At 70.6% G+C, this 26,417-nt stretch carries 28 protein-coding genes; 9 read left to right on the forward strand and 19 right to left on the reverse strand.

Annotated elements, in window-relative coordinates; all coding sequences use genetic code 11:
• Positions 1-232: 232 nt before the first annotated feature.
• Entirely contained in the window at positions 233-1,105 is an 873-nt protein-coding gene (gene fdhD, locus ACT3T9_RS05315) for a formate dehydrogenase accessory sulfurtransferase FdhD (RefSeq protein WP_444606105.1), read from the reverse strand.
• A gap of 106 nt (positions 1,106-1,211) precedes the next feature.
• Positions 1,212-1,757, reverse strand: coding sequence for a polyketide cyclase (locus tag ACT3T9_RS05320; RefSeq protein ID WP_444606106.1), 546 nt, complete (start codon positions 1,755-1,757; stop codon positions 1,212-1,214).
• A 197-nt stretch (positions 1,758-1,954) separates the two neighbouring features.
• Between ACT3T9_RS05320 and ACT3T9_RS05325 the strand changes: the two genes are divergently transcribed.
• On the forward strand, positions 1,955-2,551 hold the full coding sequence (locus ACT3T9_RS05325; protein ID WP_444606107.1) for a dihydrofolate reductase family protein: 597 nt from the start codon (positions 1,955-1,957) through the stop codon (positions 2,549-2,551).
• A gap of 104 nt (positions 2,552-2,655) precedes the next feature.
• Here the strand turns inward: ACT3T9_RS05325 and ACT3T9_RS05330 are convergent, their stop codons facing one another.
• The 12 genes from ACT3T9_RS05330 to ACT3T9_RS05385 form a co-directional block, all read right to left on the reverse strand.
• Positions 2,656-3,144, reverse strand: coding sequence for an SRPBCC family protein (locus ACT3T9_RS05330; RefSeq protein ID WP_444606108.1), 489 nt, complete (start codon positions 3,142-3,144; stop codon positions 2,656-2,658).
• Positions 3,145-3,244: 100 nt separating this feature from the next.
• Positions 3,245-4,084, reverse strand: coding sequence for an SDR family oxidoreductase (locus ACT3T9_RS05335; RefSeq protein ID WP_444606109.1), 840 nt, complete (start codon positions 4,082-4,084; stop codon positions 3,245-3,247).
• Positions 4,084-5,046, reverse strand: a complete 963-nt coding sequence (locus ACT3T9_RS05340) for an ABC transporter substrate-binding protein (RefSeq protein WP_441444541.1) — start codon at positions 5,044-5,046, stop codon at positions 4,084-4,086. Before ACT3T9_RS05340 ends, ACT3T9_RS05335 begins: the two co-directional genes overlap by 1 nt.
• A 71-nt stretch (positions 5,047-5,117) precedes the next feature.
• Positions 5,118-5,789, reverse strand: coding sequence for an ABC transporter permease (locus ACT3T9_RS05345; protein WP_299303133.1), 672 nt, complete (start codon positions 5,787-5,789; stop codon positions 5,118-5,120).
• Positions 5,786-6,436, reverse strand: a complete 651-nt coding sequence (locus ACT3T9_RS05350; RefSeq protein ID WP_441444542.1) for an ABC transporter permease — start codon at positions 6,434-6,436, stop codon at positions 5,786-5,788. Before ACT3T9_RS05350 ends, ACT3T9_RS05345 begins: the two co-directional genes overlap by 4 nt.
• The gene (locus ACT3T9_RS05355) at positions 6,433-7,293 is read right to left on the reverse strand and encodes an ABC transporter ATP-binding protein (protein ID WP_441444543.1); all 861 of its coding nucleotides are present in this window, start codon (positions 7,291-7,293) and stop codon (positions 6,433-6,435) included. Before ACT3T9_RS05355 ends, ACT3T9_RS05350 begins: the two co-directional genes overlap by 4 nt.
• Positions 7,294-7,413: 120 nt before the next feature.
• Positions 7,414-8,289, reverse strand: coding sequence for a class II glutamine amidotransferase (locus ACT3T9_RS05360; RefSeq protein ID WP_442332470.1), 876 nt, complete (start codon positions 8,287-8,289; stop codon positions 7,414-7,416).
• Between the two features lie 56 nt (positions 8,290-8,345).
• Positions 8,346-9,176 carry an amino acid ABC transporter permease gene (locus ACT3T9_RS05365; RefSeq protein ID WP_444606110.1) on the reverse strand — a complete coding sequence of 277 codons (831 nt, stop codon included), beginning with the start codon at positions 9,174-9,176 and terminating at the stop codon, positions 8,346-8,348.
• A gap of 52 nt (positions 9,177-9,228) precedes the next feature.
• A complete protein-coding gene (locus tag ACT3T9_RS05370) occupies positions 9,229-9,972 on the reverse strand; it encodes an amino acid ABC transporter permease (RefSeq protein WP_299303144.1) in 744 nt (247 codons plus the stop codon).
• A 111-nt stretch (positions 9,973-10,083) separates the two neighbouring features.
• On the reverse strand, positions 10,084-11,067 hold the full coding sequence (locus ACT3T9_RS05375; protein WP_299303146.1) for a glutamate ABC transporter substrate-binding protein: 984 nt from the start codon (positions 11,065-11,067) through the stop codon (positions 10,084-10,086).
• Between the two features lie 143 nt (positions 11,068-11,210).
• Positions 11,211-12,086 carry an amino acid ABC transporter ATP-binding protein gene (locus ACT3T9_RS05380; RefSeq protein ID WP_444502163.1) on the reverse strand — a complete coding sequence of 292 codons (876 nt, stop codon included), beginning with the start codon at positions 12,084-12,086 and terminating at the stop codon, positions 11,211-11,213.
• A gap of 205 nt (positions 12,087-12,291) precedes the next feature.
• Positions 12,292-13,092, reverse strand: coding sequence for a hydroxymethylpyrimidine/phosphomethylpyrimidine kinase (locus ACT3T9_RS05385; protein ID WP_299303149.1), 801 nt, complete (start codon positions 13,090-13,092; stop codon positions 12,292-12,294).
• A gap of 240 nt (positions 13,093-13,332) precedes the next feature.
• On the opposite strand from ACT3T9_RS05385, the gene ACT3T9_RS05390 reads away from it, so the two are divergent.
• The 3 genes from ACT3T9_RS05390 (at position 13,333) to ACT3T9_RS05400 (ending at position 16,053) form a co-directional block, all read left to right on the forward strand.
• A complete protein-coding gene (locus tag ACT3T9_RS05390; RefSeq protein ID WP_444606111.1) occupies positions 13,333-13,869 on the forward strand; it encodes a GtrA family protein in 537 nt (178 codons plus the stop codon).
• A 33-nt stretch (positions 13,870-13,902) separates the two neighbouring features.
• A complete protein-coding gene (locus ACT3T9_RS05395; RefSeq protein ID WP_444606112.1) occupies positions 13,903-14,604 on the forward strand; it encodes a hypothetical protein in 702 nt (233 codons plus the stop codon).
• Positions 14,605-14,754: 150 nt separating this feature from the next.
• On the forward strand, positions 14,755-16,053 hold the full coding sequence (locus ACT3T9_RS05400; RefSeq protein WP_444606113.1) for an aminotransferase class I/II-fold pyridoxal phosphate-dependent enzyme: 1,299 nt from the start codon (positions 14,755-14,757) through the stop codon (positions 16,051-16,053).
• A gap of 86 nt (positions 16,054-16,139) precedes the next feature.
• Here ACT3T9_RS05400 and ACT3T9_RS05405 read toward each other — a convergent pair whose 3' ends face one another.
• From ACT3T9_RS05405 to ACT3T9_RS05420, 4 genes are all read right to left on the reverse strand, one after another.
• Positions 16,140-17,102 (reverse strand): hypothetical protein, encoded by a 963-nt coding sequence (locus ACT3T9_RS05405; RefSeq protein WP_441444551.1) that lies wholly within the window; start codon positions 17,100-17,102, stop codon positions 16,140-16,142.
• 204 nt (positions 17,103-17,306) lie between these two features.
• A complete protein-coding gene (locus ACT3T9_RS05410; RefSeq protein WP_444606114.1) occupies positions 17,307-19,535 on the reverse strand; it encodes a 3-hydroxyacyl-CoA dehydrogenase NAD-binding domain-containing protein in 2,229 nt (742 codons plus the stop codon).
• 231 nt (positions 19,536-19,766) lie between these two features.
• Positions 19,767-20,483: a hypothetical protein gene (locus ACT3T9_RS05415; protein WP_441444553.1), complete on the reverse strand. Its 717-nt coding sequence runs from the start codon at positions 20,481-20,483 to the stop codon at positions 19,767-19,769.
• A 187-nt stretch (positions 20,484-20,670) separates the two neighbouring features.
• Positions 20,671-21,630, reverse strand: a complete 960-nt coding sequence (locus tag ACT3T9_RS05420; protein WP_444606115.1) for a hypothetical protein — start codon at positions 21,628-21,630, stop codon at positions 20,671-20,673.
• 146 nt (positions 21,631-21,776) lie between these two features.
• On the opposite strand from ACT3T9_RS05420, the gene ACT3T9_RS05425 reads away from it, so the two are divergent.
• Together ACT3T9_RS05425 and ACT3T9_RS05430 are read left to right on the forward strand one after the other, a co-directional pair.
• The gene (locus ACT3T9_RS05425; RefSeq protein WP_444592009.1) at positions 21,777-22,151 is read left to right on the forward strand and encodes an ArsR/SmtB family transcription factor; all 375 of its coding nucleotides are present in this window, start codon (positions 21,777-21,779) and stop codon (positions 22,149-22,151) included.
• A 2-nt stretch (positions 22,152-22,153) separates the two neighbouring features.
• The gene (locus ACT3T9_RS05430) at positions 22,154-22,636 is read left to right on the forward strand and encodes an SRPBCC family protein (RefSeq protein ID WP_441444556.1); all 483 of its coding nucleotides are present in this window, start codon (positions 22,154-22,156) and stop codon (positions 22,634-22,636) included.
• A gap of 115 nt (positions 22,637-22,751) precedes the next feature.
• Here the strand turns inward: ACT3T9_RS05430 and ACT3T9_RS05435 are convergent, their stop codons facing one another.
• Positions 22,752-23,591, reverse strand: coding sequence for a hypothetical protein (locus tag ACT3T9_RS05435; protein ID WP_444502156.1), 840 nt, complete (start codon positions 23,589-23,591; stop codon positions 22,752-22,754).
• Between the two features lie 354 nt (positions 23,592-23,945).
• Between ACT3T9_RS05435 and ACT3T9_RS05440 the strand changes: the two genes are divergently transcribed.
• The 3 genes from ACT3T9_RS05440 to ACT3T9_RS05450 are packed head-to-tail and all read left to right on the forward strand — an operon-like array spanning position 23,946 to position 26,390.
• Positions 23,946-24,740, forward strand: a complete 795-nt coding sequence (locus tag ACT3T9_RS05440; RefSeq protein ID WP_444606156.1) for a GNAT family N-acetyltransferase — start codon at positions 23,946-23,948, stop codon at positions 24,738-24,740.
• A 49-nt stretch (positions 24,741-24,789) separates the two neighbouring features.
• Positions 24,790-25,248, forward strand: coding sequence for a hypothetical protein (locus ACT3T9_RS05445; RefSeq protein ID WP_441445404.1), 459 nt, complete (start codon positions 24,790-24,792; stop codon positions 25,246-25,248).
• Between the two features lie 26 nt (positions 25,249-25,274).
• Entirely contained in the window at positions 25,275-26,390 is a 1,116-nt protein-coding gene (locus ACT3T9_RS05450) for a PLP-dependent cysteine synthase family protein (RefSeq protein ID WP_441445403.1), read from the forward strand.
• Positions 26,391-26,417 lie beyond the last annotated feature (27 nt).

Raw genomic sequence — 26,417 nt, forward strand, 5'->3', positions numbered from 1 at the left:
GCACGCTCGCCCCACGGGCGGGATCGGTCGATTCCGAGCCAGAATCGCCCCGGAAACGGCTCAGAATTGCACGATTCCGTACACGCCGCGCTGGGTGAGCTGGCAGGGCAGGGCGGGCGGGGCTGGGGCAGGGCGGGCTGGGCTGGCGCAGGGCCGGGCAGGGCAGGGCAGGGCGAGCGGGCTGGGCTGGGGCCGGGCAGGGCGGGCGGGCAGACAGGGCGATCCGGCGGGATCAGCCCTCCGCCCCCGCCAGGTCCACCCGCTCAGGATGCGTGTACACGTTCATCCGTCCGTCGCCGTCCTCGGCCGCGCGGGTGAAGCCCACAAGGGTCTGGCCGAACTCCTCAGAGGTCTCGATGGCCAGGGAGCTCGCGGCGGAGACGCAGGCCAGCAGGGGGATCCCGGCCATGCAGGCCTTCTGGGCGATCTCGAAGCTGGCGCGGGAGGAGACCAGCAGGAAGCAGTCCCGCAGCGGCAGGCGGTCCTCGAGCAGCGCCCAGCCGATCACCTTGTCGACCGCGTTGTGCCGGCCCACGTCCTCGCGGACCACCAGCAGGTTCCCCTCGAGGTCCACGAGCGCGGCGGCGTGCACCCCGCCGGTGCGGGCGAAGACGGCCTGCTCGTCGTTCAGGGCGCGGGCGGCGGCGAGGACAACGCGGGGATCCAGCTGCCAGTCCTTCAGCAGCGCGTAGCGGCTCTTCTGCCGCACCGCGTCGATGCTCTCAGAACCGCACACCCCGCAGGCCGAGCTGGTGGTGAAGTTCTTGGTGGCCAGCGGCAGCAGCTGCGGCCGGGTGGTCGTGAAGTCCATGACGTTGTAGGTGTTCTGCGCGAAGCCGCTGCCGTCGTCGACCACGGCGCCGTCGCAGTAGCGGGCCTCGGTGATGTCCTCGCGGTGGGCGATGATCCCCTCGCCGTGGAGGAAGCCGTGGATCAGCTCGACGTCATGGCCCGGGGTGCGCATCGTCAGCGAGAGCTGCTGACCGTTCAGGCGGATGTCCAGCGGCTCCTCGACGGCGACGTGGTCGCCCTTGCGGCCGGCGTACAGCCTGCCCTCACGCACCCTGACGGTGCGGATCCGTGCTCTGTCGGTGACCCTGCCCATCCCTTGAGGATAGCCCGCTCACCTGCGGTGCGGCCGTGCCCGGTGGACGCTCCTGGTCGCGGCCGATCTGCCGTCGATCAACCGCCGATCGCTCGCCCGGCGCCGCTCACTCCTCGCTCGGCGCCGCTGACTCCTCGCCCGACGTCGCTGACTCCTGGTCGCGCTGTCGCCGCCGGCCCTCTGCGAGATCACGGGCCACGCCGAGCTGCTGCTCCCAGCCGTGGAGGTTCTCCTCGTAGTTGCGACGGCGCACCGCCTCGTCGAGTCCGAGTTTGGCGAAGCCGCGTTCGCGCACGGTGAGCCGCACCAGGTTGCGCTTGGCCGTCCCGGCGGGGTCGATGACGAACTCGACGGTGTTGTTCGGCGCGTCGGAGATCTCTCCGAGGCCGCCGCCGAGCCAGCGGAAGAAGATCCGGTTCGGCGGCTCATGGGCCTCGATCGCGAGCTGGAACCTGCCGTAGACAGGGTCGATGACTTCGGTGAGAGGACCGTGGCGGGTGATGGTGTGCTCTCGGTACTCACCGTCGTTGATGAACCAGCCCGGCTCGCGGATGACCGCGAACACGTTTTCGGCGCTGGCATTGATCAGCACGCTGCGCACGATCTCATCGGGGACCGCACCACCGGCGTGGAGAGCGGATTCGTCAGCCATGACTGTCCTCCTCGGGGTCGGACTGCGGCCTCGTCGCCGCCTGAGAGGAAGCCTGACAGACTTCCGCCATCCCGGCGACCCCCGTACGCTTCGAAAGCAGTCAGCTCGAGGGCAGTCAGCTCGAGGATAGTCAGCGGCGCGCATGCAGCAGCGCGCATGTTGCAGCCCACCCCGCAGTTCCGCCCCGAGGAGCTCCCATGGCCCGTCCGCTCATCGTCACCGAGTTCCTCACGCTGGACGGGGTGATGGAAGCGCCCGGCGGCGGCGATCACCCGCAGGCGGGGTGGACGTTCCAGGGCATCGACTTCGTGCCCGAGGCGTACGAGATCAAGGGCAGCGAGCAGGAGGAGGCGGGCGCGCTGCCGCTGGGCCGCGCCACCTTCGAGGAGGTCGCGCCGGTCTGGCCGGGCATGGACGAGCAGTTCCGCCAGTACAACCGGATGCCCAAGCATGTCGTCTCCACGACGCTCTCGGCCGAGCAGGTCACCGGGACGGGCTGGGAGAACTGCCATCTGCTGCGCGATCTGGACGAGGTGCGGGCGCTCAAGGACACCGACGGTGGGCCGCTCCTGGTGCACGGATCGGCCCGACTGGTGCAGTCGCTCGTCGCCGCGGATCTCGTGGACCGCTACCACCTGCTGACCTTCCCGGTCCTGCTGGGCAGCGGCAAGCGGCTGTTCGCGGCCGACGCCCCGACCCAGCGCCTGGAGCTGGTGCGCTCCGCGCACTTCTCCAACGGGGTGCGGATGGCCGTCTACGACGTCCGCCGGGACACCTCCCCGACGGCCGCCTGAGGGCGACGCCGGGGCGTCGAGGCGCTCGCCGCGCCGAGCTGCGCCCGGGGCCCCGGGCCGAGCGGCGCCGGAGGCGCCGAGATCACTGCGTGCTGGTCAGGACCTCAGGACTTCGTGACCGCCGCGGCGAGCAGGTTCAGGGATTCCTCGAGAGCCGTCTGCGGGATCGCCGGGAAGCCGACCTTCTCGAGCAGCTTCTGGTCGGTGACCCTCGACCAGTCGTAGGTCAGGGACACGTCGGTGGAACCGGCGCCCTGGGGCTTCAGCTCGTAGAGCCACTCCCAGCCCAGCGGCTCGGTCGGCGCGCTGCCGTCCTCGGCTTCCGGGGCGGGCTGCCAGCCGATCATCTTGTTCTCGTCGTAGGCGGTGACGAAGTTGTGGGTGCGATAGTCGCCGCCCATGGCCTCGCGGTGCATGTTCATCACGAACTTCTCGCCGGACTTGTGGATGCGCTCGGTGTCATCGGCGCTGCGCACGGTGCCGGAGCCATCGAACTCGGGGTGGCGCGCCGGCAACGTGAGCAGGTCGAACAGATCCTTCGCGGGCACATCGACGGTGCGGGTGACGGTCAGGTGGGTCTGGTTGCTGTTCATCTCCCCCACCCTGCCGTCTCCGCTGCGAGATGTCATCCGCGGGCCGACCGTGCGGTTGGCGCGCTGGCATCTGTGCTGGTCACAGCGAGGCGTCGGTCCGTCACAGAGGGTTCGCGACAGCGTCGGCGAGCGACGTCGGCTCGCGGCCCAGCACCTCCCGCACCCCGTCGCCGACCACATCGAGCGCTCCGGAGGCGATTGCCGTGTAGGTGCTGAGCCAGGCGTCGACCTGCCAGTCCGGTGCGCCGTAGGGGGCGCGGGAGGCACGGGCCTCGGCGAGCGTCTCGTCGACGTACTCGTACTCCTCGCCGCGAGCACGGGTCATGAGCAGCGTGGCCTCCGCGAGGCTCACCGACACCGGTCCGGTCAGATCCAGGATCCGGCCGGCCCAGTCAGCGGGATCGCGCAGGATCCGAGCGGCCACGTCGGCCACATCGCGCCGGGCCACGAAGGCGCAGCGACCGGTGCCGCCCGGCCCCCGGATCACCCGGTCCGGCCCAGCGAAGTCGAGCAGCACGTCGGCGTAGAAGCTGTCCCGCAGGCAGGTCCAGGCCAGTCCCGATCCGCGCAGCATCTCCTCGGTCGCGCCGTGGTCGCGGGCGAGGGTGAACTCAGCATCGGCTCCGGCGCCGAGGAAGGACGTGTAGAGCACATGTCCCACCCCTGCCGCGACGGCGGCATCGATCGCCGTGCGGTGCTGGGCGAGGCGATCCTCGGCCTCCCCCGCGGAGACCAGCAGCAGCGCGTCGGCCCCGGCGAAGGCGGTGCGGCAGGCGTCTGCATCGGAGAATTCCGCTCGCGCCGTGGCGACGCCCTCGAGCTGCGGGGCGCGGTGCAGGCTGCGCCCCACCATCAGCAGCTCGATCCCGGGCGCCGGGGCCAGCAGCCGGGCCACCTGCCCGCCGACCTTCCCGGTGGCCCCGGTGACCACGATGCGCATCAGACCAGGCCCTTCTCCGTCAGCCAGCCCGAGGCGATGTCGGCGCTGCTGGCCTGGTCCACCACGCTCTGGCGATTGAGCTCGACCAGATCCGCGGCGCTGAGCTGGGCGAGGACCCCGTCGATCGCCGCCGCGGCGGCCTCGTCGATCTTCTCGGACACCACCGGCACCACGTTCTGCGGGAGGATCAGCGACTCAGGGTCCTCGAGCACCACCAGGTCGTTCTCGGCGATGGCGGGGTCGGCGGTGTAGATGTCGGCCAGCTGCACGTCGCCGTCGATCAGCGCCTGCACGGTCAGCGGGCCGCCGGAGTCCTCGACGGGCACGACGGTGAGGTCCACGCCGTAGACGGTCTTGACTCCCTCAGGACCGTAGGGCCGCACCTCGAACTCGCTGTTCGCGGCAACCTTGAGGTCCTCCTCGACACCAGCCAGGTCCCCGATCGTGACCAGGGAGTGCTCGGAGGCGAAGTCGGCGGTGGTGGTGTAGGAGTCCTGATCGGAAGCCTCGGCGAAGGAGAGCACCCGCAGGCCCTCCGGCAGGGCCTCGGCGAGCGCGCCGTGGATCTCCTCCGGGCTCGCGGAGGCGGCCTCAGCGTCGTAATGCTGGAGCAGGTTGCCGAGGTACTCGGGCAGCAGATCCAGCGAACCGGCCTCGAGCTCCGGCATGTACACCTCGCGCTGACCGATCTGGAACTGGCGGTCGACGGTGAACCCCTTAGCCTCGAGGACCTGCGCGAACAGCTCGGCGATGATCTCGTTGGAGTAGTAGGCCTGGGAGCCGATGGCGAGGGTGCCGCCATTCCCGCCCTCGCCGGACCCGGAGTCGGAAGCTCCGCCCTCGCCGCCGGTGCCGTCCTCCTCTGCGAAGGGGTCGGAGCTGCCGCAGGCCGCGGCGCCGAGCGCGACGCCGCCGATGCCGAACGCCCCGAGCAGGTGACGGCGGGTGCTGTGGATGGTCATGGTGTTCTCCTCATGATGGTGCGGGCCGAGTGGGATGTGCGGGAAGGATGGGACCTGCGGACGGGAGCGAGTCATGCCGTCCTCGCCCCGCGCGGGGTGGCGAGGCGCTGGGCCAGCAGCAGGGCCAGATCCAGCATCAGCGCGAGCGCGATCACCAGCAGGGAGCCGGCGATCATCTGCGGATAGTTCTGGGAGCCGAGGCCCTGGAAGATGTACCGGCCCAGCCCGCCGCTGCCGACATAGGCGGCCAGCATCGCGGTCGCGACGACCTGGACGGTCGCGCCGCGGAACCCGCCCACCAGCAGCGGCATGCCCAGCGGGAGCTCGACCCGGGTGAGGATCTGCCATTCGGTCATGCCCTGGGCGCGCGCGGCATCGACGGTGGCGGGATCTGCGGACTCGATGGCGGAATACGCCCCGGCCAGCAAGGACGGGATCGCGAGGATCACGAACGAGAGCAGCGGGGCGGTGAGCCCGATCCCCACCAGCAGCGCGAACAGGGTCACCAGGCCCAGGGTGGGCAGGGCGCGGGCGGCGCCGGCCGCGGCCACGGCGAGGCCCTTGAAACGGCCCGTGTGGCCAACGTACAGGCCGACGGGCACCGCGAGCAGCGCTGCCACGAGCACCCCCAGGGCGGTATAGCCGAGGTGCTCGAGCGTGCGCAGGGGGATGCCGCCCGGACCGGACCAGTGCGCCGGGTCGGTGAGCCAGGCGAGGGAGCCGACGTAGGGATTTCCGGTCATGCTCTGCGCACCTCCCTCTGCCGGGTCCAGGGCATCACCGCGCGGCCCAGCAGCACCAGCAGTGCGTCGGTGAGCAGCGCGAGGGCGGCGGTGACGACGATCCCGGCGGCGATCTCCGCGACGATCCCGCGTCGTACACCGTCGACGAACAGCATGCCCAGGCTCGGCACGCCGAGCACCCCGCCGACGGTGACCAGCGAGATGGTGCTCACCGCGACCACGCGCACCCCGGCCAGCAGCACCGGACCGGCCAGCGGCAGCTCGACCCGGAGGAACCGAGCGGCCGGCGCGTAGCCCTGGGCGGTCGCGGAGCCGAGCACGTCCCGGCTCACCGAACGGAAGGCATCCGAGGCGGTGGGAACCATCAGCGCGAGCCCGTACAGGGACAGCGCGATCGAGATGTTCACGGGGCTGCGCACGTTGGTGCCGATCAGGCCCGGCAGCAGCACGAACAGTGGCAGCGAGGGGATCGCGTACATCAGGGAGGAGGTGGTGGTCACGGAGGTGCGCAGCCAGCCGCGGGCGTTGGCGAGCTTCGCGAGCGGCAGCGAGAGCAGGAACGCCACGAGGATCGGCGGCAACGCCTGGAGGAGGTGAGCGCCGGTGTAGCCGCCGATCACCTCGAGGTTCTCGAGCACCCAGTTCACGAGGGCCGCTCCCCCATCGGGCCGTCGCCGGCGCGTCCGGCCGTCTGTGCAGCGAGCACCCCGGCGGGCCGCCCGTCGGCGTCGACCACGACGTCGCGGCCGTCGACGCGTTCGATGTGGAGGGTGCGGGCGCCGCGGTCCGCGCCGACGAAGCTCGCGACGAAGTCGTCGGCAGGATCGGCGAGGATCTCCTGCGGGGTGCCGACCTGGGCGATGATCCCGCCGGGCTTCAGGATCACCACGCGATCGCCGAGCAGGAACGCCTCATCGATGTCGTGGGTGACGAAGACGATGGTCTTGCGCAGCTCGTGCTGGAGGCGCTGCAGCTCGCGCTGGAGCTCGTGGCGCACGATCGGGTCCACGGCGCCGAAGGGCTCGTCCATCAGCAGGATGTTGGGGTCGGCGGCGAGGCCGCGCGCCACGCCGACGCGCTGCTGCTGGCCGCCGGAGAGCTGGGAGGGATAGCGCCCGGCGAGTGCCGCCTCCAGCCCCACGGTCTCCATCAGCTCGTGCGCGCGCTCGCGGGCCTCGCGCTTGGCGGTGCCGCGCAGCACGGGCACGGTGGTGATGTTGTCCAGCACGGTGCGGTGCGGGAGCAGGCCCGAGGCCTGCATGACGTAGCCGATGCTGCGGCGCAGCTGGACGGGGTCCAGGCTGGCCACATCGTCGCCGTCGATGTGGACGCGTCCGGAGGTGGGGTCGACCATGCGGTTGATCATCCGCATCAGCGTGGTCTTCCCGGAGCCGGAGGAGCCGACCAGCACCACGGATTCGTGGGAGGCGATCTCGAGGTGGAAATCCTGCACGGCGAGCGTCCCGCCCGGATATTCCTTCCGGACGTTCTCGAATCCGATCACGGGGCCTCCCAGAGGGGGTCGGGCCGACGAGCTGTCACTGCCGGAAGGCCCAGCCTACCGAGAGCGCCCGACCGGTGGACGACACGGCCGGAAGCAGACCGGCTGGTCGGCGCGCAGCATTCAGGTCACCAGCGCAGCGATCCGCGGGCGCACCGAGACGCTGAGGTCGTGGCGATGGACCACGAGCGCCTGGCCCTCCCCCACCTCGAGGTATCCGGTCTGGGGGATCCCGGTGGAGGCGACGATGACCCGGTCGGCATCGATGCGATAGCGCAGCGAGTAGTTGTCCGCGGTGTGGTGGGGCCGGGCCTGCGCGGGATCGGACTGCTGGTAGGCGATTAGCAGGTCCGGGGTCATGTACAGGCAGTTCAGCGCCTCCGGCACCCTGGTCCCGTGCTCGAGGCTCAGCGCGGTGATCTCCGCGGCGGCGCGCTGCACGGCGGTCGCGGGGTCAGTGTCCCGGGCGTGCAGCTCGATCAGCGAGAAGTAGAGCTCGGAGTCAGTGGTGCCCTCGGGGGTGCGGCCGCCGCGGGCGAGCACCGCCTCGCCCAGGCCCTCCGGCAGGTCGAACTGGCCGTTGTGCGCGAACACGGTCTCGCCCTCGCGGAAGGGGTGGGTGTTGTCGATCCGCAGCGCCAGACCCGGGCTCGCCTTGCGCAGGTGGATCAGCATCATCGGGCCGGTCGCTGAGCGCACCGCCTCGCGATAGGCGGCGGATTCACGCGCCACGTCCAGGTGCCGACGGATCTGCGGCCGACGGGGGTTGGGCAGCGGCATCGGCCGGGCATCGCTCGCTTCAGCGTCGGCCGGCCTCTCACTCCCGCCGGCCGCACCGGACCCCTCCGGCGAACCAGCCCCATCGGCCGCCTCGAACCAGGCCACCCCCCAGCCGTCGCTGTGCACCTCGGACTGCGCGGTGAACGGCTCGATCTCCTCCGCGACCGCGCGATCCAGGGAGATGGGCTCACGGGAGACGACACCGAGCAGACGGCACATGCACAGACCAGCTTTCGAGTGGTGGAGGGAAGACGGCGCTCAGTGCGGCGCAGGGCTCAGCTCGATGCGGCGCGGGCCTTCATCCGCGCATCGAGCACGAGCGCGATGCGGGTGAGCAGGAAGTTGATGACGATGTAGATCAGCGAGACGACCAGGTAGGTCTGCACCAGGTAACGGGTGATCGAGACCAGCGTCTTGCCCTGGAACTGCAGCTCGTTGTAGCTGACCACATAGCCGAGCGTGGAGTCCTTGAGCAGGGTCACGAGCGCCAGGATCAGGCTGGGCAGCACCAGGCGCACCGCCTGCGGCAGCACCACGGAGAACATCGCGTCACGTCGGCTCAGCCCGATCGCCGCCGCGGCCTCGTGCTGGCCGATGTCCACGGCCTTGATGCCGGCGCGGAACACCTCTGCGGTGGAAGCGCTGGAGACCAGGATCATCGGGATCACGAGCATCCAGAACCGTGGGAAGGTGACGCCGAAGGCGGGCAGGGCGAGCAGGAAGGCGTAGACCACCAGCAGCATCGGGATGCCGCGGAAGAACTCGATCCAGGTGATGGCCGCGCCGCTGAGCAGCGAGAAGCGTGAGATCCGCGCGAGCGCCAGCAGCAGTCCGAAGGGGAAGGCGACCACCGCCGCGATCGCGGTCACCTTGAGGGTGCCCCAGAGGCCCTGTCCGAGGAATGCGAGGTAGTCCACCCGCAGGTAGACGATCCACTTGTTCGGGTCCAGCTGACCGTTGGCGTGGAACTGCCACAGCGCTCCGGCCAGCAGCGCCGCGATCGCGAGCATGCTGAGGACCGACAGCAGCAGGATGCGGCGGCGGCCCTTCGGACCGGGGGCGTCGAAGAGGACCTGGGTGGCGGTGCTGGACGTGGCTGTGCTCATCTCCCCATCTCCTCCCGCTCGTTCCTCGCAGTTCGTCGACCGAAGGTGGTGCTCATGCCTGTGCTCCTGCCGTGACGTCCAGCGTGGTGCGGGACTGTGAGCGGGAGGCACCCTTGGACGGTGCCACGGCCCGTTCGATCACGCCGCCGAGCGCCGCACCGCCCAATGACATCCCGAGGTAGACGGCGCCGGCGACCAAGAACATGACCACGGCCCGCCCTGACTGGATGTTCAGGGTCTGGGTGACCCAGGTGATCTCGCTGACCGCGATCGCCGAGCACAGGGCAGAGCCGATCACGGTGCCGATGAAGACGTTCACCAGCGGCTGGACCATGGAGCGGAACGCCTGCGGCAGCACCACGAAGCGCAGCGTGCCGAAGAAGCCCAGCCCGATCGAGCGCGCCGCCTCGGCATGCCCGATCGGCACCGTGTTGATGCCCGAGCGCACGTTCTCGCACACGAAGGCGGCCGAGGAGAGGGTCAGCCCCAGCACGCCGCACCAGAAGTACGGCAGCAGCAGGCCGACGTCCGGCAGTCCGAAGGCGATCAGGATCAGCAGGCTCAGCAGGGGGATGTTGCGGAAGATCTCGACATACACCGCGGACCCCCAGCGCAGCGGCGGGATCGGGCTGACCCGGAAGATCGCGAGCACCGTGCCGAGGATCAGGGCGAAGCCGTAGCCGAGCACCGTGAGCGCGACGGTAAAGCCGATGCCCTGCAGCAGCAGCGGAAGGTTCTCCGCGAGCAGGGCGACGCTGTCTCGCAGGTACTGGATGATCCCGTCTGACTCGTCCATGGGGTGCCTCTCGGTGCGGTCGGGGGCCGACGGGGATCGCCCGGCATGGGCGATCCCCTTCCGCGCGGAGGGCGGTCGGCGTCGTCAGAGGCTCAGGGAGCCTCCGACGGATCAGGCGGGGAGCTCGCCGGGGACGGGCGGCTCGGGGGCTTCGCCGTCGATGACCTCGCCGACGGTCGAGGTCCACAGCTCCTGCCAGGTGCCGGAGTCGATGATCTCCTGCAGGAAGGTGTTGACGAAGTCAACGGCATCCTCGCTGTCCTTCGACAGGCCGATGCCGTAGGGATCGTCCACGAAGGGCTCGCCCACCACGGTGACCTCAGGGTCCGCGGCGGAGTTGCCCAGCAGCACGCCCTGGTCAAGGACGTACGCGTCCACGCGGCCCTGCTTGAGCGCGGCGACGCAGGACTCGTTGTCCGGGAGGGTCTCGACGCTCTCGGGATCCGTCACGAACTCCTCGATGGCCTGGATCCCGGTCGAGTTCGCCTGGGTGACGAGCTTGAGCCCGGTGAGGTCCTCGGGGCCGGCGATCGTCTCGGCATCCTCGGTGCGCACCTGGATCGCGGTACCGGAGAGGTAGTACGGCCCGGCGAAGTTGATGACCTCGAGGCGCTCGGGGGTGATCGAGTAGGTCGCGATCACGCAGTCCACGGTGCCGTTCTGGACGAGGGTCTCGCGGGTCTCGACGGTGGTGTCGATGTACTCGACCTTCTCCTCCCCACCCTCGCCGAGGATGTACTTGGCCAGCAGCTGGGTGATTCCGGCGTCGAAGCCGGTGGGCTGCCCGCCGGAGACGCTGGCCAGCGAGAACACCTGGTTGGCGACGGTGCCGCCGCGCACCAGCTGGTCCTTGTCCTTGATGGCGGTGGCCCAGGGGCTCGCCGCGATGGCGTCGTCCGAGGCGATCGGCCCGGAGGCGATCACGTCGCCGGAGCCCCCGCCCTCGCCGCCGCCGTCGGAGGCATCGGAGTCGCCGCCGCCGAGGTCGGGGCCTGCGCCGGTGTCGGAGGAGCAGGCGGCGAGGCCGATCAGCGGCAGGGCTGCGGCGGCGGCGACGACGGCGCGGCGGCCGGGTCGGAAGCTGGTGGACGTCATGGTTCTCTCCATTTTTTGAGCTGCTCCAGAAGGAGCGGCGGGTCAGGTCCGGCAGGTGCCGGAGGTCCGCTGTCGCGGTGGTCGGTGGGGGTCCTGCTCAGGTCTGCGGACGACGGACTCTGCGGGCCTCGCCGGGCGCCGTGTCAGTGGGCGAGGATCTTGGACAGGAAGGCCTTCGCCCGCTCGCTGCGCGGGGCGGTGAAGAACTCCTCGGGGTCGCCCTGCTCGACGATCTCACCCTGGTCCATGTAGACCACGCGATCGCAGACGTGCCGGGCGAAGCCCATCTCGTGGGTGACCACGAGCATCGTCATGCCCTGCTCGGCGAGTTCGGTCATCACGTCGAGGACCTCGTTGATCACCTCGGGGTCCAGCGCCGAGGTGGGCTCGTCGAAGAGCAGCGCCTTGGGCTTCATGGCGAGCGCGCGGGCGATCGCGACTCGCTGCTGCTGGCCGCCGGAGAGCGCGGTGGGCAGGGAGTTCGCCTTGTCGGAGAGGCCGACGCGCTCGAGCAGCTCCATCGCCTGCTGATCCGCCTCGGCCTTGGACACCCCGCGCACCTTCCGCGGACCGAGGGTCACATTGTCGATCGCCTTGAGGTGCGGGAAGAGGTTGAAGCTCTGGAACACCATGCCCACGTCGGCGCGCAGCCGGGTGAGCTCCTTGCCCTCCTCGGGCAGGAGCTCTCCGTCGATGGTGATCTCGCCGGCGGTGATGGTCTCCAGGCGGTTCAGGCAACGGCACAGGGTCGACTTGCCGGAGCCGGAGGCGCCGATCAGCGCGACCACCTCACCGCGGTGGATGTCCAGGTCGATGTTCTTCAGCGCTTGGAAGTCGCCGAAGAACTTGTCCACGCCGCGCGCGGAGATCAGGGGCTCACCGATCGTCGTCGACCGCGACGTCGACCGCGAGCGGGCGCGCGAGGACCTGGACGCCGGTGGCGCCGCGGGGGTGCCTCCGGTGGTCCCGTCGGGCGTCCCGCTGCGGGGCGTCTCCGGGGGCGTGCTGCTCTCGTTCATCCTTCGAGAATGCGGTGCTCGGCGACATCTGTCCACATCCTGGGTCGAGTGTTCGCATGTCGGAACGTATTCGTAACAGTGAGCCATCCGAGGTGATGCTCCGCACGCCCTGCTCCCCGCCCGCTCCCTCGGGACCGAGGCTCACCTGCTCAGCAGCTCCTGGTCGCTGCGGGGCAGCTCCTGCCCCGCAGCCCAGGTGCGCCGCTCAGGCCCGGTACGCGCCCTGGTAGACCGCATCGAACGGGGTCGCGCCTTCCTGGCGATGCTCGATCGAGCTGGTGACCACGGCCTTCGCGGTGCGAGCGGCCTCGAGCGGGGTCGCACCCTTGGCGAGCTCGGCGGTCACCGCGGCGGCCAGGGTGCAGCCGGCGCCGGAGACCCGGTGCTCGCCGATCTTCGGGCTGCGCAGCTCGACGGTCTGCTCCCCGTCGTAGAACACATCCACCGCGTCGTCACCCTCGAGCACCACGCCGCCCTTGGCCAGCACCACCACGTCATAGATGTCGTGGATGCGGCGAGCGGCCTCGGTGAGGTCCTCGACGGACTCGATGCGCTCCATCCCGGAGAGGGTCAGCGCCTCGAAGTGATTGGGGGTGACGAAGGTGGCCAGCGGCAGGATCTTCTCCTTGAGCGCATTGTCGGTGTCGAGCGCGGCACCGGGCTCCTGGCCCTTGCAGATCAGCACCGGGTCCAGGACCACGTGGGTGAAGGAGCGCTCGGCGAGCGAGGCGGCGACGGTGTCGATCGTGGTCGGGGTGCCGAGCATGCCGATCTTCACGGTGTCGATCTCGTGCACGGCAGTGGTCGCCTCGATCTGGTCCGCGATCACCTGCGGGTCGACCGGCACGAAGCGGTGCGCCCAGTTGTTCTTCGGGTCGAAGGAGACGATGCAGGTCAGTGCCGCGGTGCCGAAGGTGCCCAGCTGCTGGAACGTTTTGAGGTCGGTCTGCGCGCCGGCGCCGCCGGTGGTCTCGGAGCCGGCGATGGTGAGGGCGACGTGAGTCATGGGGGCCTTCCTTGGAGGTGTCGTGGCGGTGCCGTGCGCACGTGGCCCGTCAGACGTGACGAACCGGGCCGACGCAGCGGCGGTGACCGCGCGCTCCCAGGGCTCGGAACCCGGTGGGTCCCGCCTGCCCGTCGCAACGGTCGGGCCGCGCGCTCCCAGGGTCCGGGGCGCCTGTGAGTTCGCTCCGGCCCGTCGCAGCGGCCGACCTCCGATGGTAACGCCTCGGGTACAGTGCCGCTCGTGCTGACCCCGGACTCGACGACGGAGAAGAACACTCCGTCCCCCTCCTCCCCGGGGACCGCTGCGCCTCGAGGAGCCGTGCGCCGCGGGGCTCCGGGACTGCTGGCGGAGCATCTGGGTCCCACCCTGAAGTTCCTGCTGGTGGGCGGGGTGGTGTTCCTGCTCGATGCCGCGATGTACAACGTGCTGGTGTTCTGGCATCCGACCCACGGCTGGGGCGAGGGGCTGATGCATGCGAACCCGTTGACGGCGAAGATCATCGCCATCGCCATCGCGTCCTGCCTGACCTATCTCGGCAACCGGCTGTGGACCTTCGGGGACCGCCCGCGCCCGGACACCACCCGCTCGATCATGATGTTCATCCTGATCAACCTCATCGCGACCGCGCTGCAGCTGTCCTGCCTGGGGTTCTCCCGCTACGTGCTGGGACTGGACTCGGTGCTCGCGGACAACATCTCCGGCACCCTGATCGGCCAGGTCGTCTCGACGTCCTTCCGCTACATCACCTACGGCCGCTTCGTCTTCCCCCGGCGCTGAGCTGTGCCCGTCGAGATGTCCGCTCCTGCCCTGATGACTGCTCCTGCCCTCACGACCGGTCCGGCTCCCCTGCTCGCCACGGGTCCCACCTGGCCGGGCGACTGGTCCACCTTCTGGCCGGACATGGTGATCGGCTGCATCACGGGTCTGATCATCGGCCTCGCGCTATGGCTGCTGGACATCTGGGCCGCCCAGCGCCATTCCCGCAAGGTCGCACGCCGGGTCTCGCTGCGGATCGTGCAGCCGCTGCTGCTGGTCCTCCAGCGGCCGACGTACACACAGGGTTTCAGCGAGATCGCGGTGCTCCCCCGCAAGCACCGCACGGCCCTGTCCCTCATCGAGCAGTCCGACCTCGACGACTGGCATGAGGAGCTCGCCACCGAGCTCACCGAGACGCTGCGCGACTACCGCGGCCGGCTGTGGAATCTGCAGGCCGACGCCGATGACCTCGAGCAGGCCGTCGAGCGCTGGTTCACCGTGCACCGTACCCCGCCGGTGGTGCGGGAGTGGGTCGAGGCCCGGCTGCTGGGGGCCAGCGACGACTACCTGCGCGTGATGGTCCGCGCCGAGGACGACTACGACGAGATCGCCGCCGCCGGCGGCCAGATCGTCTCCAGCCGACTGGTGCGCAAGCATGCCCGGGCCTATGGGCAGGCACTGCGCAAGGCCGACCGCACCCGGCAGCGCCTGATGCCGATCCTGATCGAGAACGTGCGGCGACGCTCGAACCGCTGAGGGCCCGCTGCGCCCCTGCGGGTGGCGCTCTCTGTCAGCACCCTACGGTGCACTCTGTCTGCACCCTCCGGTGTTCTCCACCTGTGCCCCGGTGGTCCTCTCTGCCGGCGGTTCTCTCTGCCGGCGGTCCTCTCTGTCAGACTCGGGCACATGGAGATCTCAGGCCCCTGGACCCGTGCCACCGCCGCTGCTGGCCTGTTGAAGGACGGCGTGGCGCGCCCCACCGTCTTCGCCCGGATGTCGGCTCGGGCCGCGGAGCACCAGGCGCTGAACCTCGGCCAGGGCTTCCCCGACGATGCCCCGCCCCCGGAGGTGGCCGAGGCCGCGGTCGCCGCGATCCGCGAGGGCCGGAACCAGTACCCGCCCGGCGCTGGGGAGGCGGTGCTGCGCGAGGCGATCGCGGAGCATCAGGCCCAGTGGTACGGAGTGAACTGGGATCCCGCCACCGAGGTGCTGGTGACCACGGGTGCGACCGAGGCGCTCGCCGCGACGATCCTGGCGCTGGTCGAGCCGGGGGACGAGGTGATCACGCTCGAGCCCTTCTACGACCAGTACGCGGCGGTGATCGCCCTGGCCGGCGGGGTGCACCGCACGGTGCCGGTCACCTCCCGTCCCGCCTCCGGCTCTGGCTCCGACGCCGCGCCCGACGCCGGCTCCGGTCCTGGCTCCGATGCCGACGCCGACGCCGACGCTGGCTCGGGCGATCTAGTGCTGGATGTCGACGAGGACGCGCTGCGTGCGGCATTCTCTGACCGCACCCGTCTGGTGCTGGTGAACACCCCACATAACCCCACCGGGCTGATGCTGTGGGTCGGCGCGCTGCAGGCGATCGTCGACGAGGCCGTCGCGCACGACGCGCTGATCGTCACCGACGAGGTCTATGAGCACCTCACCTTCGGTCCCGCCCACCTGCCGATCGCGACCCTGCCCGGGGCGCAGGACCGCACCATCTCGATCTCCTCGGCGGGCAAGACGTTCTCGGCGACGGGCTGGAAGATCGGCTGGATCACCGCCCGTCCCGAGCTGATCACCGCGATCACCGGGGTGAAGCAGTGGCTGACCTATTCCTCCGGAGCACCCTTCCAGCCTGCGGTGGCGGTGGGGCTGGCGATGCCGCCGTCGGCCTTCCACGACCTGGCCGCGGATCTGCGCGAGCGCCGGGACCTGCTCACTAACGGGTTGCGTGAGATCGGCTTTCGGGTGAGCGTGCCCGAGGCCGGATACTTCACCGTCGCGGACGCGGGCCCGCTGGGAGAGCCCGACGCCGACGCCCTCGCCGACCGCCTGCCCGCCGAGGCCGGGGTGGTGGCGATCCCGCTGTCCGCCTTCTACCGCGACGGGCAGGCCGGCGAGGCGAGCGCCTACCTGCGGATGGCGTTCTGCAAGTCCCGCACCACGATCGAGCGGGCCCTCGAGCAGCTCGATGCCTGGGCGGCGCCGCGCCGCTGAGCGATCAGCGCCGCCCGGTCAGCTGACGGCCGCCCACGCCGCTACCTCGCTGCAGGCCGACGTGGCCTTGACGGTCAGTGCTCCAGTCAGGCGGCCTTCACCCAGGTGTCGTCGGCGCTGAAGTTCCACAGCGGACGGACGACGAAGCTGCCGGCCTTCACCTCATCCACCGGGACGATGATCCCGTAGTCCCAGCTCCCACTATCGCCGTCGTTGAGGGTGTCGACGTAGATTCGACTCTCCGGAGTCAGCGCGCCCTCGTCCGAGTAGGTCCCGCCGGCCTCGCTGCGGTACTCGAGGCTGAGCAGCAGCATCGGCTCCGCCGAGTCGTCGCCGTGATAGGTGACCGAGACCGGGACCAGGATGTAGGTCTGGTTCTCGGAGACCTCGGTGTTGGTCGAGCTGGACGCCATCACCGCCTCCGTCGCTTCCCAGTTGATCTCGCCGATCGTGATGTCGAGGGTGCCGCCCTCCCCATCCTCGAGCGTGAACTGCTGGCCGAGCGCGTACGGGCTGTCCTCGGTGCCGCCGCCGTCACCGGCCGGGGCCTCCGAGGGCTCCTCGCTGGGCTCTTCCGACGGTTCTTCGCTGGGCTCTTCCGAGGGCTCCTCACTCGGCTCCTCGGACGGCTCCTCACTGGGCTCCTGCGTGGTGGTCTCGCCACCTCCGGTGGGCTCTCCACCGCTGCGGGTGAACAGGAAGATGCCGCCGCCCACCACGATCAGCAGCAGCGCGAGCACTGCGCAGCCGGCGCAGATGATGATCGGGAGCTTGTTGGACTTCTTCGGGGGTGCGCCCTGCGGTGCGAAGCCCTGTCCGCCGCCGTCCCCGAAGCTCGGAGCGAAAGAGGGGTCCTGCCCGTATCCGGCGTTCGGGGAGGCCTGGTCGTAGCCCTGCTGGCCGTAGCCCTGCTGGCCGGATCCGGCCTGGTCCTGGCCATAGCCCTGCGACGGCTGCGACGGCGAGCCGTAGCCGCCCGGTGCGGGCTGCTGGGCATGGGAATCGTCGGACGGGGGCTGGCCCCATCCGTTCTGCGGTGGCTGCGACATGTTCTGCTCCGACGCCGGTGACGGCGCCGTCCCCTCTCTGCTGACACGACCTGCGATGGCCGAGACCCCCTGGGCCTGTGCGCCACATCGTACGGCGCGTTCAGGCCCCGTCCCGATTCGGTCTGGTCGCTATCAGGTCACGAAGCACGCCGCCCCGGGCCCGGCCGGAGCCAGGTCCCGGGGCGGCGGACAGCAGGGTGCTGCTCAGCCGCGGCCGGTGAACAGCTCCCCGTGGAAGGTGCGGCCGGTGGCCCGCTGGGAGGCACCCGAAGCGTCGAGGTAGGGCGTGATGCCGCCGCGATGGCGGGGGAAGCCGGCGCCGAGGATCAGCGCGAGGTCCACCTGCTCGGGTCGCTCGACGATGCCGTTCTCGAGCATCAGGGCGATCTCCTCGGCCAGTCCGTCCTGGACCTTCTCGAGCAGCGCGTCGCCGACGGGCGCGTCCGTCCGTGCCGTGCTGTGCGGCGCCGCGCCGCTGTGCGGCTCCGCGGCGAACACCTCGGCGACCGTCGGGGAGACCGGCGGGTGCACGGACGTCTTGCTGCGCTCGGTGAAGTGGGCCTTCTTCTCGACCATCGAATGCAGTCCCGGAGAGGCGTGGAAGCGATCCCCGAGCTCTTCGGCGAGCACCGTGCCGACGTGGTCCGCGACAGCGAGGCCCACCAGGTCCAGCAGCTCGAAGGGTCGCATCGGCATGCCGAGGGCGTCGAGGGAGGCATCGACCTCCGCCGGATCGGCGCCCGCGTCGACGGAGGCGAGGACCGCGCCGAGCACCCGGAACAGCAGCCGGTTGACGATGAAGCCGGGGGCGTCGGCGCTGCGCACCGCAAACTTCCGCAGCCTCCGCACCACCTCGAGGCCGGTGGCGAGGGTGGTCTCGTCGGTCGCCTCGGTGTGGATCACCTCGACCAGCGGCATCTTGGCGACGGGGTTGAAGAAGTGCAGGCCCACCACCCGCTCGGGGTGGGCGAGGCCCTCCGCCATCCGCGTCACCGAGAGCGAGGAGGTGTTGGTGACCAGCAGCGCGTCCTCCGCCAGGACGGTCTCGAGCTCGGCGAAGACGGACTGCTTGATCTTCAGCACCTCGGGCACGGCCTCGAGCACGAGGTCGCAGCCGGCGAGCTCCTGGAGGTCCGTGGTGGCGGAGAGGTTCTCGGAGATCTGGGCGGCGGCCGCCTCGTCGAGCAGCCCCCGCGCGGCGGTCTGGGCGATGACCTCGCGGGCCGCGGCGAGGCCCTTGGCGGCGATCTCCGTATCGAGATCCCGCATTACGACCGGGACCTGCAGGCCGAGAGCGAGCTGGGCGGCGATCTGCGAGGCCATCAGCCCCGCGCCGGCCACGCCCACCCGGCGGATCTCGCGTGCGCCCTCGACGGGGGCGCGTCCGGGCTTGCCGCGACGCAGCAGCTCGGCGGTGTACATCGAGGCCGCGGCACCGTCACTGCGCACCAGCTCCTCGAGGGCAGCAGCCTCCCGGGCGAGGGCGTCGGGGAGGGTGGAGCCCGGGAGCTGCTGCAGCAGCTCCAGGGCGCGGCCGACGGCGGGGGCGCCCTGCGCCTCGAGCCGAGCGGCCCAGGTGCGGCGGGTCTCGGCCGGGCCGTGGGCGGCATCGAGCGCATCGCGCAGCGCCTCCGCCTCCGGCGTATCGGCGGCGGGCAGCGGTGCGGTGCGGCCGCCCCAGGCACCGTCGGCCGCGACGGTGCCGGTGGGAGCGGATTCGGCGAGCGCGGGATCGACCACGTCGGCGTCGGCCTCGTCGAGGTCGTCATGCGCGGCGACCAGGGCGGCGAACTCGTCGAGCGCTTCGTCCAAGTCCTCCGCGAGCTCGTCGACCAGTCCGATCTCAAGGGCCTGCTCGGCGTTCAGCTGCCGGTCGCGGGCCGGGTCCTCGAGGATCATCCGCACCGCGTTATCGGCGCCGACGACTGCCTGCAGCAGGGTGGTGCCGCCCCAACCGGGCAGGATGCCGAGGCTGGTCTCGGGCAGACCCAGGCCACGCACTGCGGGGCCCGCGGTGCGGACGTCCGCCATCAGCGCCACCTCCAGGCCGCCGCCGAGGGCGACCCCGTTGAGGTGGGCGAGCACTGGAACCGAGCTGGTGCGCACGCGGACCTGCAGGTCATGGGCGGCGCTGGTCATGCCCTTGACGTTCGCGACCGCGGTGGGGTCGGCGAACATCGACAGGTCGGCGCCGGCGAGGAAGACGCGGCCGGTGCCGGTCATGGCGATCGCCTGGATCTCCCCGGCCTCGGCACGATCCAGGGCGGCACCGATCGCGCCGGTGACGGCGTCGATCGAACGTGGCCCGAGGGTGGCGGGACGTCGCTCCTCCCCCTCCGGCGGGGCGAAGGTCAGCACGGCTACCGTGCCCAGTCCGGGATGCTCGCGGTCCTCGGCCAGGACTCGGGTGACGTGCTCGGTGTAGCTGCTCATCAGTGACCTTTCGCGATCTCTTCGTCGAGGGCAGGCGACATCCGCAGGATTGTCTGATACTGCGGGTTTCATGTAGATCATGCCTCAGGTCGACGGCAGGTGTCCACCGACGCCAGCCGTTCCCACCGCGAGCGCGGCAGCTCACGTCACCGGCTCCACGTGCCAGCTCCAGGTGCCGGCCCAGGATGCAGTCCGAGGCACTGGCTCGAGGCGCTGGCTCAGGGCGCTGGCTCAGGATGCCGCCATCCAGGCTCCCTCCTCAGTCACCTGCATATCGTCGAGGAGCACGAAGTGCCCTCCACCCTCGACCTCTGCAGGGAGCTCGAAGGCGAGCTCCGAGAGGAAGGTGCCTCCTGCGGTGACACCGCGCTGCTCGAGGAGGTCGTCGTAGTGCGGGGTCACGACGAAGGCACGGCTGTGCTCGGTGCCGTCCTCGGCGATATAGACCGCCCGCATCCAGACCTGCAACGACGAGGGGTAGTCGCTGTCATCGTGATAGAGACCCTCGAGCGTGAGCAGCACGTACTTGTTTCCCTCCTCCGGCTCGGCATTGAGGGAGTTGGCCTCCAGGATCTCGGAGGTCGCATCCCAGTCCATGGCGGTCGCGGTCACGTCGACGTCAGCTCCGAGCGTGGTGGAGTGGAACGGGAAGGTGCTCCCGAAGGGCACGGCATCCTCGGGCCCCACCGGCATCTCGTCGAAGGTCGGGGGCGTCGTCTCCGTGCCCTGCTCGTCCCCGCCGCCGTCGGACCCTCCGCCGGCGATCGAGATCCCTCCCCCGTGCTGGAGGGCGCGCACGCCGAAGAATCCACCGACGCCGAGCACGAGTCCGGCGATCACGGAGAGGCAGCCGACGGTCAGGTAGAAGGAGGTGCGAGGAGCCCGCGCAGGCAGTGGCTCGGTGAGGGCGGTGCGGTGCGAGGGGTGAGGGGGTGGGCTCTGGTGCATGGCGGTGCGCGACGCGGGAGCGGACTCGTGGCCCGCAGTGCGACGGTCTCCCCTCCTCGGCGGACAGTTCAGGTCGGGATCGCACTCCACGATCCGCCGTCACGCTAGCGCACGCGCGGCCGCTTGCGGTGAGCACCTTCACTCAGCACCCCGGTCAGCACCCTCGAGCAGGGGCGCCCGCCAGCGGTCATGCGGTCGTGAAGTACAGGATCTCCCCGGTGAACGTCTCCACACCCAGCCGGAAGGTGTCGACCTCCCGCTCAGGGACCAGGTAGGCGCTGCGGAACTGCGCGCTCTCGCCGCTGCCCAGAGGGCTGATCGACGTCATCGGGTCCGGGACCAGGCCCTGGGCGATATCGGGGAAGTAGGTGCGATCCGATTCACCGGTCAGCCAGAGCTCCTCCACGGGAGCCAGCTGGCCGGGCCCGTCGTAGCGCACTGCACAGGTCACCAGGACCAGTCGGTAGCCGTCCTGGACCACGTCCTTGCCGTCCGCTCCGGGAGCGGTAGCCGCGAGGTCCACCTCGAGCGGGGTGACGCTGAGAGCTCCATCGGTCCAAGCCGTCCAGCTGACGGTGTGCTCTCCGATGGTCGCCGGGCGGTCGTACCCGCCGGTCCCGTCGGTCACCTCCCGTCCTGCGGAGTCGGTGACGGTGCCTGGCTCCCGTTCCTGGGAGGCCTGCGAGGCGGGCACGCTCGCGCTCTCCTCCTCACTGGCAGGGGCAGCTGCGGGCGTCGCGGGGGACGGGGCGCCGAGCCGCTGCAGCCCGCCCACCACGAGGCCGACGACCGCGACCAGCGCGGCCGCCTGCACGAAGACGATGGCGACGATCGCCCAGGCCGGCAATCCACTGCGGCGCGGCTCCTCGTCGAGGGGCTCCTGCGGGTCGTAGGTGAAGGAGGGAGCCCCGAAAGGTGCGTCGTCCTGGACGATGTCGTGCGGGACCGGTTCCCCCGGCACTGAACGGGCGGCGTCCCTGCTGCGGCCTGGCTGATCGTCACCGAGGCTCGGCGGCTCAGGGCCGGCCGCCGACGCCCGGCCTGTCGAGCCGAGCCCACGATCGGGCAACGCGAGAGGCGCCGGCTCGGACGGGTCGGTGAGGTCCTCCCAGTCATAGCCGGTGGAAGAATCCCGCCCCTGTGCCATGCCATCGAGCATAGGCGCGCCGGGCCCGCGATTCGACCCCTCCACTGCCCGCTGTGCGCCATCCCTGCCGACCCCCGCCCGCCGTCTCCGCAAGAAGTCTGTCTGCACCCCTTCCAGTCACAACCAAATGGTTGTAGGTTTTTCGCATGCAGAGGAACGACGACGCCAGAGCGGATGCCTGGTTCCACGCGCTCTCGGATCGCACTCGGCGGGACATCCTGCGCCGGGTGCTGGAGCACGAGCAGTCGGTGTCCTCCCTGGCCCGGAACTACTCCATGAGCCTCACGGCGGTGCAGAAGCACGTTGTGGTGCTCGAGCGGGCCGGGCTGATCATCCGACGCCGTCACGGCAGGGAGACCCTGACCCGCGGCGACGCCGGAACCCTCCGCTCCGCCTCCGAGCTCCTCACCGAGCTCGAGCGCGGCTGGCGGGACCACATCACCCGTATTGACGAGCTGTTGGAGTCCGACCCCGCACCCGTTCCATCCCACCGGGACCCCGCGCCCACCACGAAGGAGTGACCATGCCTGTCACCGACATCACCCATGATCTGGAGAACCTCACCCTCACGATCACCGCGCAGTTCGCCGCGCCGGTGGAGCGGATCTGGGAGGTCTACGCGGATCCGCGTCAGCTCGAGAAGGTGTGGGGGCCCGTGGGGTATCCCGCCACCGTGGTCGAGCACAACCTCACCCCCGGCGGCCGGGTCACCTATTTCATGACCGGCCCCGAGGGCGAACGCTTCCCCGGGTACTGGAAGGTGCTCGCGGTCCAGGAGCCGGACTCCTTCACCTACGAGGACGGGTTCGCCCATGACGACTTCTCGCCGAACACCGAGCTGCCGGTCTCGACCTGCGTGAGCATCTTCACCGCCCAGGACGGCGGCACCCGGGCGGTCTACGTGACCACCTTCGCCAGCCGGGAGGGGCTGCAGACCGTGCTCGACATGGGCGTGGAGGAGGGGTCTCGCTCGGCGATCGACCAGATCGACGCGCTGGTCGCCTGACCACCCCTCCGATCCCATGCGCAGCGCCCCCGGTCACCATGGGTGAACGGGGGCGCTGCGGGAGAGCTGCCGCGGGCGGGGCTTACGCCGCCCCGGGATCAGGCGGCTTCGGGGCTCAGGCGGCCTCGACCCACTGCCCTTCGACGAGCACCTCATCCAGGGGGAGCGAGCCGGCGACGACGAAGTGACCGCCTTCGGGAAGGTCGGCCGGCGTCATGAACACGAAGTGCATGGTGCCGGACTCACCATCCTGCAGTGCCAGCTTGCTGGTGGTATCCGGGGTGACGACGCCGGCATCCTCATAGGGAGTGCCGTCGGCCGCGACGTAGTCGATCGGACCGAACGCGAAGGAGTTGAACGTGTCCGGTCCGTGGTAGGTCATCTCGGCCTGGACCATGATGTATTTGCCCTGGTCCGTGGGCTGCGGGTTGTGGCTGTTCTGCTCGCTCACCCATTCGGTGGCATCCCAGTTCACGTCGCCGATGACGATGTCCATCGAGCCGGCGAAATCGTTGGGGTCCTCGAGGGTGACGACGGTGCCCTTGGGCACTGCGTTGGCCTCGCCGACGGGCGCCGCCTCCTCGGTGGGCTCGGTGGTCTCCTCGGGCTCGGTGGTCGCGCCCTCCACGGGCTCCGAGGTCTCTTCCTCGGGGTCGGTGGTCTCCTCCGGCGCGGTGGACCCCTCCTCGGCCGGGGACTCCTCCTGCGAGGAGGTGGGCTGCTCATCATCGCCGCTGCCCATCAGCACGCGGACGCCGAAGAACCCGACGAGCGAGAGCACCAGCACCAGCACCAGGAGGCCACAGCCCACCATCGCGAGGATCGGGCCCTTGCCGAGCCCGGACTTCCCGCCTGCCGCACCCTGCTGGGGCATGACCGGGAGCTGGCCGGGAGCGGCGGTGCCGGACTGGCCGTTCTGGCCCTGCTGGCTCTGCTGGGGGTCCTGGCCGGGCACGGGCTGCCACTGCTGGCCCCCCGGCTGCTGGCCGGGACCAGAGTTCTGACCGGGGCCGGGCGTCGGCGCGCCTCCGGGGTGCTGCGAGGCGCCTCCGTGGTGCTGCGAGGCGCCTCCGGGGTGCTGCGATCCCTGAGCGTCGGAGGGCCCCTGAGCGTCGGAGGGCGAAGGGGGCTGGGGAGGCTGAGTCATGACGCGGTGCGGCCCGTGACGGCCGCGGTCCTTCCTGGAGAGGGGGTCGCCGAGGCACGGCGGACGGGTTCACGCTATCGGATGCCGAGGCTCCGTCGGGAGTAGCGTGTCCGCGTCACCCGTCGGCCCTGCCGACCCTCCCCAGCACGAGGACCTCGCATGATGCTCCAGGACTCCCCCGCCCCCGAGCCGCTGCACATCGATGCACGCCCGAAGGCGCCAACGGACGCTGCTCCCGCCCCCGGCTCGAGCACCGCCGGCTCGAGCACTCCCGCTGCGGAGCACGCAGTGCTGGACAACCCTGCCTGGTCCTCGCTGACCGGCCACCACCGCCACCTCGCGGAGGGGAACGAGCACGTGCTGCGCTATCCGGGCGACGTCTCACCGTTCGTGGGAGTGCGCGACTGGGAGCATCCGGACGCCTGGGACGCGATCCTCGAGGTGTTCGGCCATGGCGCGGCCGTGAGCGTCTCCCATGCCGATCCGCTGCTGCCCGCAGGGTGGACACCGGTGTTCTCCATCCCCGGCGTGCAGCTGGTCCAGACCGACCGCCTCGCGCCGCGACCTGATGAGGAGGCCATCGAGCTGGGCGAGGAGGACAGCGCCGACATGCTCGCACTGGTCGAGCGCACACGACCCGGACCGTTCGCACCGCGCACCCACGAGCTGGGCCGTTACGTGGGCATCCGCCGCGAGGGCCGCTTGATCGCGATGGCCGGCGAGCGCCTGCACCCCGAGGGCTGGACCGAGATCAGCGCTGTTGCCGTGGACGAGGCGCACCGCCGCCAGGGACTCGCCTCCCGCCTGGTGCTCGACGTCGCCTTCCGCATCCAGGAGCGCGGAGACCGCGCGCTGCTGCATGCCTCCGCCGAGAACACCGCAGCGATCACCGGCTACGAGAGGCTCGGCTTCGCGCTGCGGCGCCGGCTCACCTTTGGTGCCGTGCGCACTCCATGACAGCTGGCCACAAGGCCCGTACGGTGGCGGGAGCAACGAGGAGGGCACGATGCATACCGAAGCACCCACCACGACGAGCACGCAGACCGGCCACCCAACCCACCCGGCACAACGCGTGTCCTGGGCAACCCACCTGCTCGGCGCCGCGCTCTACACCGTCGGGACCTACGGGATGCTCGGGGGCTACCCCTCGCCCCTGAGCGACCTGGGGCTGGGGCTGGGGGTCCTGATCCTGGCGATCGGCACCATCATCGTTGCCCGTACCCAGATCCGGCACCACGGCCGCGGCTCCTCCCTCCCTGCCATCGGCGGGCCCCGTTCTCTGCTCAGCGGCTGGATGGCCGGTGGGCCGCTCCTGTTCCACGTGCTGTTGCCGGAATCCACCCCGCTGAGCGTGATCGTGCTCCTCTCGCTGCTGCTGGGCACGGTCTTCTACGTCGTGTTCCGGCTCGAGGACGCCGAGCTCACCGCGCAGGCCGCACCGAAGCCTGCACGGCGCACCAAGTAGGACTCGGCACGGGCTACCGTCATCGCATGGATGACACAGCGACGTGGCCGCAGCACCTCGAGGATGTGGATCGCAGCGATGATTCACTGCGGGCATGGGTGGCGGAGCGGATCCGTCGGCTCGAGGCCGACGGGCGTCGCAGCGCCGACACCCACCTGGTGACCGTGGACCTGCCCGCCGAATGGGACATCCAGCTCTACCTCAAGGACGAGTCGACCCACGCCTCGGGCAGTCTGAAGCATCGCCTGGCCCGCTCGCTGTTCCTGTTCGCGCTGGTCAACGGGCAGCTGCGGCCCGGGATGCCGGTGATCGAGGCGTCCTCCGGCTCGACGGCGGTGAGCGAGGCGCATGTGGCGCGGATGTTGGACATCCCCTTCATCGCGGTGATCCCCCGCGGCACCAGCACCCGCAAGATCGCACTGATCGAAGCCGCCGGCGGCCACTGCCATGTGGTCGCGAGCGCGGAGTCGATGAGCCGGGAGGCGCAGCGGCTGGCCGATGAGCAGGGCGGGCTTTTCATGGATCAGTTCACCCACGCGGAGCGGGCCACCGACTGGCGCGGGAACAACTCGATCGCCGTCAGCGCGTTCGCGCAGCTGGAGCTCGAACCCCATCCGGTGCCGCGCTGGATCGTGGTGGGCGCCGGGACCGGCGGCACCAGCGCGACCTTCGGCCGCCTGCTGCGGTATCGCAGTCTGCCCACCTCGCTGTGCGTGGCAGACGTGGAGAACTCCGCGTTCTTCGAGGGGTGGGTGCAGCAGGATCCGACGGTCACCACGGACCGCGGTTCCCGGATCGAGGGGATCGGCCGCCCGCAGGTCGAGCCGAGCTTCGTGCCCGGGGTGGTGGACCGGATGATCCGGGTGCCCGATGCGGCGTCGGTCGCTGCGGCGCGGTATCTCTCCGAGCATCTGGGGCGGCGCGTCGGCGCATCGACCGGCACGAACCTGGTGGCAGCCGCGCAGCTGATCGGGCAGATGCGTGAGCGTGGGGAGTCCGGCTCGGTGCTGACGCTGCTGTGCGATCCCGGCGATCGGTACACCGACACCTACTTCGACGATGACTGGGTCGCGGCGCAGGGCTGGGAGCTGGGACCGTGGCTGGAGGCCCTCGCGCGAATGCTGCCTCTCGGGAGCCGCTGAGCTCGCCGCGGGTCCCCGTCACCACCA

The organism is Brachybacterium sp. AOP29-B2-41 (assembly GCF_052378395.1).
In the GTDB taxonomy this organism is placed as follows: domain Bacteria; phylum Actinomycetota; class Actinomycetes; order Actinomycetales; family Dermabacteraceae; genus Brachybacterium.